Annotated in this window: 8 protein-coding genes; 5 read left to right on the top strand and 3 right to left on the bottom strand. The window is 60.3% G+C overall.

Annotation, left to right across the window (positions count from 1 at the left end; genetic code table 11):
- Window positions 1-14: 14 nt before the first annotated feature.
- The 3 genes from ACR65J_RS09495 to ACR65J_RS09485 form a co-directional block, all read right to left on the bottom strand.
- Window positions 15-992 (bottom strand): IS481 family transposase, encoded by a 978-nt coding sequence (locus ACR65J_RS09495; protein WP_440168093.1) that lies wholly within the window; start codon window positions 990-992, stop codon window positions 15-17.
- Between the two features lie 1,047 nt (window positions 993-2,039).
- Window positions 2,040-2,465: a bacterial transcriptional activator domain-containing protein gene (locus tag ACR65J_RS09490; RefSeq protein WP_440168092.1), complete on the bottom strand. Its 426-nt coding sequence runs from the start codon at window positions 2,463-2,465 to the stop codon at window positions 2,040-2,042.
- Window positions 2,466-3,334: 869 nt separating this feature from the next.
- A complete protein-coding gene (locus ACR65J_RS09485) occupies window positions 3,335-3,640 on the bottom strand; it encodes a hypothetical protein (protein ID WP_440168090.1) in 306 nt (101 codons plus the stop codon).
- A gap of 303 nt (window positions 3,641-3,943) precedes the next feature.
- Between ACR65J_RS09485 and ACR65J_RS09480 the strand changes: the two genes are divergently transcribed.
- The 5 genes from ACR65J_RS09480 (at window position 3,944) to ACR65J_RS09460 (ending at window position 12,560) form a co-directional block, all read left to right on the top strand.
- Window positions 3,944-4,399 carry a hypothetical protein gene (locus ACR65J_RS09480; protein ID WP_440168089.1) on the top strand — a complete coding sequence of 152 codons (456 nt, stop codon included), beginning with the start codon at window positions 3,944-3,946 and terminating at the stop codon, window positions 4,397-4,399.
- Between the two features lie 548 nt (window positions 4,400-4,947).
- Window positions 4,948-6,819: a M6 family metalloprotease domain-containing protein gene (locus ACR65J_RS09475; protein ID WP_440168087.1), complete on the top strand. Its 1,872-nt coding sequence runs from the start codon at window positions 4,948-4,950 to the stop codon at window positions 6,817-6,819.
- Between the two features lie 750 nt (window positions 6,820-7,569).
- Complete coding sequence (locus tag ACR65J_RS09470; RefSeq protein WP_440168086.1) at window positions 7,570-8,856, top strand: ATP-grasp domain-containing protein; 1,287 nt, start codon at window positions 7,570-7,572, stop codon at window positions 8,854-8,856.
- 657 nt (window positions 8,857-9,513) lie between these two features.
- Window positions 9,514-10,620 carry a T6SS phospholipase effector Tle1-like catalytic domain-containing protein gene (locus ACR65J_RS09465; RefSeq protein WP_440168085.1) on the top strand — a complete coding sequence of 369 codons (1,107 nt, stop codon included), beginning with the start codon at window positions 9,514-9,516 and terminating at the stop codon, window positions 10,618-10,620.
- Window positions 10,617-12,560 (top strand): gluzincin family metallopeptidase, encoded by a 1,944-nt coding sequence (locus tag ACR65J_RS09460; protein ID WP_440168084.1) that lies wholly within the window; start codon window positions 10,617-10,619, stop codon window positions 12,558-12,560. The genes ACR65J_RS09465 and ACR65J_RS09460 overlap by 4 nt, the downstream gene beginning before the upstream one ends.
- Window positions 12,561-12,562: the final 2 nt, after the last annotated feature.

Here is a 12,562-nt window from a genome sequence, read left to right as displayed (position 1 = left end):
ATCCCTAGATGTACTCAGCCAGTAGGTTGGTTGCACCTGCTGATGGGTGGCTTGCCTCCGAGGCTCCCGTGGGGCCGGTGGTTGTTGTAGAAGTTTAGCCAAGGCTGCAGGGCGTCTGTCCGGGCCTGGTTTGAGGTGAATGGTTGGCGGTAGGCCCAGCCTTCCTGGAGGGTGCGGTTGAAGCGTTCTGCTTTGCCGTTCTGCCAGGGGTGGCGGGGTTTGATCAGGATGTGTTTAGCGCCCAGCGCAGCGAGTGCGTCCTGGAAGTCGCGGGAGAGCCGGTAGGCGAAAGCGTTATCCGTCATGACGCGTTTGACGGGCGCGCCGCCGTTCGCTGCCATGGCGGCGGTGGCCCGGGTGAGGAACCCGGCGCAAGTCGGGCCTTTCTCGTCGGGCAGAACCTCGGCGTAGGCGAAGCGGGTGTAGTCGTCCACGGCGACGTGGACGTAGTCAAAGCCCATCCTCTGATGCGACTTGCGGTGGTTTGCCGCGCTCTGGGAAGGGTCGGCTCGCCAGCCTCCGCCGTCGGGGATCCGGCCAAGTTTCTTGACATCGATATGGATCATGTCCCCTGGGGCGTCGTGTTCGTAGCGGCGGTCGGTTGCCCGGGAAGCCCGGATCCGTTCCCCGGTCACCGGGTCCAGATCCCACAACCTGGGCATGCCCGCCCTGGCCAGGATCCGGGAGACCGTCCGGGCGCTTGTGCCGCAGCGCAAAGCCAGGTCCATTGGCCCTTCGCGGTACTCCACGCGCTGGGTCAGAACATCGGCAACGACTTCCGCCGAGGTGGCGTGGGGGCAGGATCTTGGTCGGGAGCTGCGGTCCTCGAGGCCGTCCCAGCCGTGGGCACGGTACCGGCTGAGCCAGCGGTGCGCGCAAGTCCGCGAGACGCCCATTTCCTTCGCAACGTGAGCGACGGGACGGCCTGCGAGGACGCGCTCGACGAGGATCCGCCTACCATTCCGGGTCAGGCGGGCATTACGGTGGGACATGAGGACCTCTTAGTCGTTGGCTGTGTGTGGTAACCACCAACCTAAGAGGTCCTCACCTATTCACGATGTAACCAACGTCCTGACTCAGTACACCTAGAGGGGCGGCGAAGGAACCGGCTCCGGCGCGTCCCTTCCAAAGCTCAACAGCCCATTGAGAACCTACGGCCGTACAGCTGAAGCACGCAGTACCGCGCCCCCAGGCCTGAAGAATGCGGCCCCTGCGGTTGGGGGTACTGCCGCCCCCGAGACACGGACATACCTCTTTCCCATATACAGAAAAAGACAATTCCCTTTGGAGACGCTGGTTGCATTCCGATGATGAGGGTGGTCTTGTCGCTGCAACCGGTCCACAGCTGCCTGGGGGTTTGTCGCCAAAGTCCGGGCATGCCGTGGGTGGACAAGGTGCACACCCCAATTCCGGCTCTAGAGAACATCAAGCCTCGCCCCACACACCTATGGGTCGGGCTGGGTTTTTTGCCTTGAAGGCATGCCGCCAGATATCCAGACGCGCTGTCGAAACTGAAGTATCAAAGCTGCCTGTTATCTGATGTGTCCCTTGATCGGTAGCCGGGCTGGCACTTGCTGCAATACCGCTTCCAGAGCAATTGGCATCATAGTGCGGGCAATCTTGCGTTAATTTTGCAGAAAGACGGGACATACTCCTGATCCAGCATGGGCAGGATCAAAGCTAGGCAACGAAGGGCTGCTAGCAGGCGGAACACCGTCAGACTGGCAGAAGATCCAGGATACATCCCCGCCTATTGTCGAGGGGCAGTAGCCCGCATTATGAAAGGGAAAAAGCGTGTCGGACGACCACGGGTTTGATTCTGCTAACGGTACTGGCGCAGATCAAGGCGCCCCGACCACCGCTGTCATGGTGATCCGAACATGGCATGAACTTGGACAGCGTCCAGGCTTTCGAGCTCGGGTAACCTATGGGCAGTCATCGGAACCTTCCGGGAAAGAGATATCCAGTTCAGACCCCGCCGAAGTCTTAGGTGTTGTCAAGCGCTGGCTTGCCGTCCAGGCTGGAGCCAGCGGCGGCTACTAGGCTTCTCTTCGGGCGCGTGTCTGATTGCTAAGCGCACCGGCAATAAGGGTCTGCAAAGATTCGGACGGCACGAGGGCCATATCATTGGCGAGATGCTTGCGAAAGCGCTCGTAAACGCGAAGCGCAGCAGCGAAGCTTCCGCGCTTCAGTTCTGCGGAAATCAAGTTTCGGACAGCATCCTCATAAAGCGGCTCGATCTCCAAGGCCGCCTCGGCAGCGGCTGCGGCAATGTCTGAATCACCCGCGGCGAGGCTCTTGCGAGAAAGCACGGTAAAGGCGCGCAGCCGATCCTGCTGCAGCCGGTTCTGTTCAAAAATAACCCAGTCCTCGAACCAACCTGGAAGCAGGACGGCATCCCGGCACTCATGTAGCAGGAAAAGATCAGAATTCCCTACCACCTGACTGTTTGTCGCAGCGTTCACAGCGGCGCGGAGCCTATCCAAATCCACTAGCACGCGACAGTTCAAGGAGAGCAACTGCCCCTCGTTCACTATCAGTCCTGGAACTTGCCGTGAAATCAGATGGACACTAACTCGCAAGCTCTCCAACGCCCTGACATCCGGGTACTCTGGCCACAGCAAACCAACAACATAACTACGAAGACACGGACCTTTTATGGCTAATGCAGCGACAAGACGCTGTTGCCGCGCCGCAACGTGCAAATGCACTCCGTTCCGAAGCAATCGCCAAGAGCGGAGCAGCCCTAATTCCAATTCGCCAAAGTCATCATCGCCCATGGGAACCCAGTTTCGATGCCGTCAATTCTGATGATTCAACTCGTAGCAACGAGGATCCTCATTCCACAGACCCGTGTCAACGTGCCGTTCTCCCCTATTTTGACGGTGAGAGAACTCTCTCCCAAAAGGCCGAGAACCTGCCGCCGTTCTGCAAACGCAAAGAAGACTCTTGATATTTCTGCTGCTTACATAATTCGCCTGAGGCGCCCTGCCATGCCGGGCGGTACGGCTCCGAGGCGTCCGACAACCGCAGGGAAAAGGTCGATCCCCCTATTGTTTCCCCAACACCAGCAGCATCGGACCTGATTCCCGTGAACGACTGAACCCGCAGGCGCCTTCCTCGGAGCGTACATTGAGCACGGCCCGTGAGCGGGGGCTGTCCCCTAATGGCCGTTCCGTTTGCATCGCGATACCGGTCGCACGTCCGAACGGCGCTCATTGCCGAGCGGCCGGAAGCTAACGCCCACGGCGCTGAGCCCTTACACTCGTGAAGGTCGCGGAGAGCTATGCTCTTAATGGCAATGCAGCTAACACACCCACTTCCGCGGGTCTACTTAAGGCCTGCTCGCAGCCGCATCTCCGCGGATGATACTTTCCGATGCGAGCTTGCCAGCACCTGGTGGTAATGGTTCAGCGTTTGTCCCCCCTGGAAGGCCTTCGACGAGCTCTTGCGCCCGCTTGTCCAGCAGCCGCGAAAGTGCCTGTTGTCCGAAACCGAAGAGGAGAGCGTAGGCCAGGATCTGCCCCTGTGAATCTAAACGCGACAGGCCCGGCACAAAACTTCCCTGGATAGCCACGACCCCCAGAATGGCAGCAAGCACTCCAAGCGGAACCTTGAGAAAGGCAAGTGCGACGGGCACGTCGTACGGTGTCGAGGTCCCCTTTAGATTCCGTATGGCAAGAGTTGCGGCAGTGGTACCCCCCAATGCGCCCAAGAGTGCGACGACTAGAACGTCGTTTCCGGTTGGCACTGCTTGAGGCCCTGAACTTGTTGGGCAATGTCTCGTCTGAAGCACGTTTGCTCCATTGGATGACGGCTCGCCAGGGAAACAGAAGGGGATGAAACTTGGGTTCTCGGCAACAAACCACACGGTCGGGACCAAGAGGAGCACGAGGAAGCAGGCAGATATCAGGACAATATTCCGGAAGCTCCGGAGCTGAGCGTGTTCAAGGTCAAGTCGCTCGTAGCTGTCTGCGACCACGCGCCGCATCCGGGGCCGAAGATTTTCAACAGTTTCCTGCTGAAGTTCATCGATGGTAATGCGTCTTGGATCGTCACGATGAAGCGTGGCATTAGCACGGGCAACTACCATGGGTATCTCTGCGCGAAGCTCCGCCGGGCTGTACAGGTCGATTATTTGGGCTCGGGCTGCGTGGAGATTTCGGTACGCGGCCTCAACGAGGGTGCCTCGCCACCAGTTAGCTATTGCCCGCGGTACAGGATCCTGTCTATTAGCCGCAAGCCAAGCTTTATGGGAAAAGGAACACACGGCATCAGCTATGGATTCTTGATAGGGGGTCAACCTGGGCTCACGCTTACGCATGGCTGCTATGCGGCTCTCAAGGCGAGCCGTGTCGACGTCTACGTGTTGGACCCAGATCCGTCGGCGCTTCGTTGATCCGACGTCTTTGCTGGCCGTCCGGCCTTGCACAGCGTGAGTCTCGGGACCTTGCTCGGTCATGGCTACACCCTTGGAGAGCGACGGTGTGTTTGCATTAAGGGAAAATCGGTTACTACTGGTCAAGTTCAAGGCTCAGGGTATGGGCAAACTAATGCATGCCGCGTTACTGGCACGTTACTGGTCGCTTCGCGGGCCGGCGCGATTTGAGCCGCCAACATTACCGAGCCGCAGGCATGCCGATCGGTGTCAGGTCCCGAACTCCCGCCCACGAGTTTAATGCCGTAGCCGCCCGCTCCCACAGGGCGAAAGGCGAGCAATCGGAGGTAACTCGGGCGGCAAGTTGATGCGTTTTCGGTGTGGGTGGGCACCGCCGGAACGTTCGATAGTGCCGCGGCGGCAGTGTGGCAGTGTGCGGTCAACCCGTTTGGCTCCGACAGCCCCGTTCTGCGGTAACGCGGCGATAACGCCGCTTCGCTAGATTTCACTGCGCTGGGCTTCCGCCCGCCCGCGTCGCCGACTTCCGCTGTTTTTGGAACGCCCATTCGGTGGCGCCGACAGCATTGAAAGAAGGAATTGTGATGCAGCAAAAGGTTCCGGGCAGCGACGGCGCTTCCAGCATATTCCCAGGTGATCTCTGCGCGGTTTCCATGAGCCCCGATGCGAAAGCACGCTTGAACGAAGAAGTTTCCCGACTCCGTTCCGTTGAGGAAAGGGGAGTTACCTCCCTCCTGGGCTTTGCCGCCCACAGCCGTCCGCTTGGTTTTGACGATGGCTTGATCTTCCCGCCCGAGCACTTCGCACCCGGTACTCCCGCACGTTCGATGGCTGCGGCGGCAGCAGCACGGGCGCCATTGCGAGGAACGGTCAGGGTCATCGTCGTCCTCGTCGAATTCAGCGACAAGCAGCTTGGTCAGACTGCCGCCCACTTTTCGGAGCTGTTCTTTTCCACGGGCGTGCTGCCGCATGGCAGCGTTCGCGAATACTACTCCGAAGTTACTGGAGGGCTGGTGGACCTTTCCGGCGAAGTTGTGGGGCCATATACGCTGCCTCAAACGCTCGCGTGGTATGCCAACGGGAATTTTGGGATCGGCAGGCCCAGCGGTACGGCAAGGGCGAACATTATGGCCGATGACGCGGCCGCTGCAGCCGATCCCAATGTGGACTTCGGCCCGTACGACAACGACGGCAACAACTACGTCGACGCCTTCATCGTCGTGCACGCCGGCCGTGGCGGAGAAGAAACGCTGAACCCGGGCGACATTTGGTCACACAAATGGAACCTGCCCACTGAGCGGTCCGCCGACGGCAAGAAGATCTTCGCCTATCTTACGATTCCTGAGGACAGCAGGATCGGCGTCTGCGCCCACGAACTTGGACACTTGCTATTCGGCTTTCCAGACCTCTATGACACCGACGACACGTCGGAAGGCGTGGGCAACTGGTGCCTGATGGGCGCAGGCTCCTGGAACGGCGGCGGCGATATTCCTGCACACCCCTCGGCCTGGTGCAAGGTCCAGCAGGGGTGGTCCTCTACCATCAACGTCTCGACCGCGGGCACAGTCAGCCTTCCGGACGTGAAGATCAGCCGCAAAGTCCACCGGCTATGGAAAGACGGCGGCAGCGGGCCGGAGTACTTTTTGCTGGAGAACCGCCAACGCACTGGCTACGACTCCGACCTTCCCGGTGACGGACTCCTGATCTGGCATATCGACGACAACCAGCCGGGTAACACCGACGAAAACCACTATAAGGTCGGGTTGGCGCAGGCGGACGGCAAACGGAATCTGGAACTCAACCAGAATCGGGGGGACGCCGGAGACCCCTATCCCGGCACGGCCAACAACACCGTCTTCAACGGCAGCAGCACCCCTTCGTCGAACTCCTACACGGGCCAGGCAACGTCCGTCTCCGTGACATCTATATCCCCTTCGGCGCCCACTATGACAGTCAGGATCTCTGTTAGCACGAAGGGGCCGCGTAAGGAACTGAAGGACTCCAAGGATGTGGTGACGTCCAAGGAGTCGTTCAAAGAACTCAAGGACCGTCAGGACAAGCCGCGGTTGCTGGACAAGTCAGTCGTCAAAGACCTCCGCGACACCAAGAGCGGGGTAAAGGATTACAAGGATCAGCATGACAGCGCGGCCCCGCCAGTCTCCTCTTTGCCGGATGCATGGGCAGACGACGCCGGGACCACCCCCCTCTTGGGAGCAATTAGTGAACTGGAAGACCGGGTCGCAGCATTGGAGGGCCTTCTCGCATCGTCCTTGGGCGCTGTCGAGCCGTTCATCAGTGCGGATCAAAGGCCGGACTTGATCGGTGGAGGGGGCTCCCCCGGCTCCGGCAGCGATTTGACCAGCCGAATGGAACAGGGAGACAGGGACGCGAAGGTCTCCTTTGACGCGCCGCCCCCGCAATGAGCATCGCATTCCTCGTCATTGCCGATCCGCAGGATAGTGGAGCGGCGCGGGTGACGCGCTGCCTCTCCATCCTGCACGGCGGACAGGGCGTGCTCCAAGTCAGCCCGAAAGCACTCAGCCGAAGCAAGTGGTTGCACACTGTATCTCCCACAGGTGCGTGCCACACCACGATCGTTGTTCCGGACGGTCGAACAGTGGATGACCGAATTCTCCGTTCGGTGTTGAACCGGATGGCTTCCCCGCCTTTCGTGCCGGCTTTCACGACGGCTTCGGTGAAAGACCGGGATTACGCAGCGGCAGAATTTCAAGCCCTTCTGACGGGTTGGCTGGCGAGCCTCGGTCCCCGAGTCATAAACCGGGCGGGTCCTGGCTTGCTGGCTGGTGCCTACGGGCCACCCCTGTCGTGGATCGTTCCGGCCGTTGCGGTGGGATTAAGAGTACATATTGCCCCCGCCGCAACGCCCGACCTGATTCTATACAGCGCGACGGACACATGTCTTCAGGATAGGTGCGCCGGTAGTGACCTACTAGTGGCAGGACAACGGGTTCGCGGTCCGCTGGCACCCGTGTTTGGACTGCAATGCCTGGAGGTGGCCCGGCGGCTAGGGCTGGTGCTTGCCTCGTTCAAGTTCGTCCAGTCCGAGGGTGAGCTGAAGCTGGCTCGCGTGAACTGCATGCCGCCACTGGCGCAGGACGGGGAAGTCGACGTCGTCGTGCACCTGATGGGGGAGGAACCCGAAGGGAGGGGCCTTGATCCTTGTCTTCGGGCGGCCTGATGACCCACCCATTGCACTGCTGCTGGACGCCCTCCAGCGACGAAACGCCAGCTACATCTTCATCGACGACAGACATCTTGCATACGCGAGCTTGGCAATCAACCTTGATGGCGGACAAGTGGACGGCCAGTTGAGGGCGGCCGGCGAGGACATCGAGCTGTCGGCCATCGGATCCGTGTACGCGCGACTGCTCAGCCTCGTCATTCCGACCGACCTCGACCAGGCGTCACACATCCAGACATTCCACGCACTGTTTACACAATGGTTAGACCTCACCCCTGCCTTGGTCGTCAACCGCCCCTGGGCCATGGCTTCAAATGCCTCTAAGCCGTACCAGTCCCAGCTGATAGCCGCGGCAGGACTGGAGGTCCCCGAAACCCTTGTCAGCAACGACCCGAAGGAGATTGAGAAATTCCGAAGGGGCGCGGGACATATTGTGTTCAAATCAATCAGCGGCGTTCGCTCAATTGTGGCTGAACTCGGCAATCGCCATCTGGAACGCTTGCCGTTGGTCCGGATCCTGCCTACCCAGTTCCAAGTTTCCATTCCCGGTACAGATGTTCGAGTGCATGTGGTTGGCAGCCGCACTTTCGCCACCGAAATCAGCTCTGATGCTGACGATTACCGCTACGCCGCCCGGTCTGGCACCGAAGTCCAGCTCACGGAAATCGACCTCGACAGCGGTATACGAGATGCCTGCATTCGTCTGGCCACCAGCCTTGGACTTCCCCTCTGCGGTATCGACTTACGGCGCACCCCGAGTGGTCGGTGGGTCTGCTTTGAGGCCAACCCGATGCCAGCCTACAGCTACTACCAAGAACATACCGGAGCCGACATCAGTGGCGCCCTGGCCTCGCTGCTGCTGGACTCTGCCCATCCCCCAACGGACAATAGCTCCATGGTGCAGGCCATCGAAAACCTCGCGAACATCACCGGAACAGTGCTGGCAGTGGAAGAGCATCCCCGTCTCAACGGGTGGAGCATGGTAACGATTCAGCTGGAGACCGTGCAGCCCATCAAGGGCAGCCCAGAGATTTGGAACGGCCGGGTGGGACAGGCGCAAAAAGTCGCCATCCGCAATGGACTGCTGAAAGCGCCCGGGAGACAGTCTGCTATGGCCAGGGCCGAAGCCTCTGCTCTCGTCAATTTGAAGCTGCGCTGCCCCGCCCAACTGACCGTGGACGGCATAATGTGCAAGCCCTACCCGGCAGAAGGCACCTTCAACTTGGGTTCACAGACCAGTGGCAGATTTGAGCTGTAATGCAATCTTTCGCCTCTTCATGCTTCTGTTTGGCGAAAGTGGTAGGAATCTGGCCGCCCGCAAAAGTGCAGGGCTTCGTCGCAGCACGAAGGACACACTTCCTGCTAAGACTTGTGATGACTTGAGGTCGGCGGTGCCAGCGGCGCATTCCGCACTGGAGACCATACGCCACCCACGGTTTGGGCTCAACGAAAAATCGGCCCCAGCCGTCACCGCAAATCTACCAGTCCACGATTCAATAACTGGCAACCCGACTCGAACTGGCAACCCGACTCGAACTGGCAACCCGACTCGCGCTTTACATCCTCTCCCCTAATGTCTGTCCTGCCACACGCAAAAGCCTGCCAGAGTGTGCAATGCCTGGAGAAACCGCCCTCCTAAAATCCAGTCACCGAGAGCATTGCTACTAATGCAAAGTGCTGATCACCGCCAGAAACAGGGTCGCTCCTGTCCCCAGTGTCAGTGGAGTTCGTCCTTTTGGGGAGGTACGCGTGAATCTAGGACAAGTCCATCCATCCCTGAATGCCAAACTCATTTATGGCATATGTGCCGCGGATTCTGGTAACGCCGTAGTAACGCGTCATTGTCCATCATGTGCTTGCTTTAAGCGCTGGAGTGAGGCTTCAGGTGCAGTAGGAACTTACGGGAAGGCGTCAGATGTCCAGGAATCTCGTCCTGTGTCTCGACGGTACAGGTGCACAATTACGTGCCAAGGGCAACACCAACGTCGTCCTGCTGTACAAAATGCTCGATCATTCAGATCCCGCCAAACAGATCGCCTATTACGACCCAGGGGTGGGCACTTTTGCGTCTGCTGGCGCGTGGACTCCTCTCGCTAGAGGAATCTCTCGACTAGGTGGCCTCGCATTCGGGTGGGGTCTGCGGCAGAACCTGGCCGAGGCCTATACATGGCTAATGCAAAACTGGGCGCCGGGCGATCAGGTTTTCATTTTCGGGTTCAGTCGTGGAGCCTACACCGCCCGCGCCCTCGTCGGCATCCTTCGCACCGTCGGCATGCTGAGACCTGGATCGGAGAACCTCGTCCCGTACGTCATCGCAACGTATGCCCGCCGAGGCGGCGAAGACAAGATCGACTGGGACGAGGTCCATTACACCTCCGAGGTGTTCGCGCGCCAGGTGGGCGGCAAATCCACGGTACCGGTGAAGTACTTGGGCTTATGGGACACTGTCAAAGCCGCCGGGTTCCTGCGCTGGGAGATCACTTGGCCTTTCACCCGCGAACTTCCCAACGCTGCGCGCATCCGCCACGCCGTGTCAATCCATGAGAAACGAGCGCCCTTCAAGGAGTATCTGGCGGACGCGCGGACAGACGGATCGGTCGAAGAGGTTTGGTTCGCCGGGGTCCACAGTGATGTCGGAGGAACCTTCGACGACGAACCAGGCCCTGGTCCTTCACACAGACTGCACAAAGAGACTCCTAGCCCTCGGCTCTCTACCATCCCGCTGAAGTGGATTGTCGAGGGTGGAATTGCGAACGGTCTGCTGGTTCGGTCCCGTGCTGCCGAGGCTACCTGCTCGGTCACGGCGGCAGATGCATCTGCGAAGCTTCACCGCCGCGGCTGGGCATGGGTATTCCTCGGCACACGCAGCAGGAAAGTCCCCGCCGGTGCATCGGTCCATGAAAGCGTGAATGCCCGAGCCCTGGCGGATCCCAGATTCAAGGCACCGGCCAACGTGGTCTGGGTCGACCCACACTGGGCCGGGCACCCGGCTGTACCCGCATCGGCGGGGCCTCAGCAATGACAACCACGAAGAAAAACCGGCCTGAGTCCCTGTTGCCGGCCCGGCGGCTACTACGTGCTTACGCATTCGATCCCATGTCGACTCGTCTGTCCGGCCGATTTCTCATCATTGACATCGCATTCGAAACAGACCTCAGGCCGGGACCGTCCGGACGACTCTTGCAGGTCGTCGATTATGACGGGGTCCGCGGCCTCTGGTATTTGCCGGTTGACCTCAACGCCGCCGCACCTCTCGCCCAGCAAGGGATGCGCCCCACCGAAAGCGACCCCAGAACCCACCAGCAAGTCGTCTATGCAGTGGCGATGAGCGTAATCGAACGCTTCGAACGTTTTGGCGGGTTCCGCTTCCGCTGGCGTGGCGACGACAAGCTCCGCATCGTCCCGCACGCCTTCGAGGGACGGAACGCCTACTTCGACAAGGATCGGCGCGCTGTCCTCTTTGGCTACTTCCGTGCCGACTCGAGGGACCCCGGCGCTAACCTGCCGGGGCAGATGATGTTCACCTGCCTGTCCGTAGACGTTGTCGCCCACGAAGTCACTCACGCCATCGTGCACCGCATGCGCAAGTACTTCTCCGAACCTACCCACCCCGACGTGCTCGCATGGCATGAAGCAATCGCCGACCTCGTTGCGTTGTTCAACCACTTCAGCTTCCCCGAAGTCGTCTCCGACGCGGTAGCTAAGTCGCGCGGGTCGCTCGAGGAAGGGTCTGCACTCCTGGACCTCGCAATCGAGTTCGGCGAGTCCACCGGCAGGGGCGCGGCACTGAGGTCAGCAATAGGCTCCCCCCGGAGCCCGGATGCTTTCCTGAAAGCGGTTGAACCGCACGATCGAGGTGCCTGCTTCGTCACCGCGGTATTCGATGCGTTCATTGACACATACACATCGCAGATTGCCGATCTCCGGCGCATCGCCAGTGCAGGCACTGGCGTTCTGCCCCCTGGCGCGCTGCCGCCCGACCTGGTCGCACGCGTCACCGCCGCAGCGGCGACGAATGCCGACCGTATCCTGGGAATGGTGATACGCGCTTTCGAATACCTCCCCGTGGTGGACGTGACCTTCGGGGATGTCGTCCGAGCGATCGTTACAGCCGATCAAGGACTCTATCCCGATGATGCTGCACAACTCAGAGCAACACTGGTCGAGGCGTTCCGTCGACGTGGCATTTTCCCGCCGAAAGTGAGCTCGCTTGCCGACGAGGCCCTGCTCTGGCCCAAACCGCCGCTGGACCTCAACCTAAGCCGAGGAATAGCTGGCGTCGACTTGGCACCGCTGTTCTCGGCAGCAACCCTCGAACTTGACCCCGGCAGCACCGTCCCCTTCGCCGATGATGCGGACGCCCTTCCACCTCCCCGGGAATCCGCTCCGGCTCCGGCGGTCCCCAGACAGGCAGTACGTGCCCATCTAAGCTCGCGGGTCACTGCGAGAAATCTTCGGGAAGTCATTCACCGCTGGGGCGAGGTGCACGCCTACGAACTCGGCCTTGACCAAGCCGCGGGAAAGATCGAGATGGTCAGCGCCCAAGCCGTCTACCTCCAAGCCTCCGACCGGCAACCTCGGCCCATTGTCGTCATCCAGTTCGCCCAACGCCGTGACGACCTGGAAGATCAGAGGACCGACGAGACCGGGGCGCAGATCCCGCGGATCCAGCGAGCAGCTATACGCGCTGGCACAACCGTCATCGCCCGCGTGGACGGCCGGGTCGAATTCCTCGTCACCAAACCCTTGCCACTCTCGGACCGCACGAAACTCGACGATCTGTCGGCGGACATCAAAGAGGCCGCCCTCGCGTTCGACAAGAGTGGCACCGAACGAGTGCAAGCGATTCGCGACTGGATGGGGGAAGTCGAAGACAGGGACGCGCTCTCGGCCTGGACAGTCGAACCGGCTACACTGCGGCTGTCCTTCGCGCGCCTGCATGCTGTCATGGATGGAGCCTGAAC

The organism is Arthrobacter sp. SAFR-044 (assembly GCF_059414985.1).
The sequence above is the reverse complement of the archived record's forward strand: the minus strand, read 5'-3'. Positions and strand labels throughout refer to the sequence as shown.

What these genes read in the sequence shown, in the direction of transcription:
- ACR65J_RS09460 (WP_440168084.1), top strand. Translation starts at nt 10,617, where the DNA reads ATGACAACCACGAAGAAAAACCGGCCTGAGTCCCTGTTGCCGGCCCGG.
- ACR65J_RS09495 (WP_440168093.1), bottom strand. Translation starts at nt 992, where the DNA reads ATGTCCCACCGTAATGCCCGCCTGACCCGGAATGGTAGGCGGATCCTC.
- ACR65J_RS09465 (WP_440168085.1), top strand. Translation starts at nt 9,514, where the DNA reads ATGTCCAGGAATCTCGTCCTGTGTCTCGACGGTACAGGTGCACAATTA.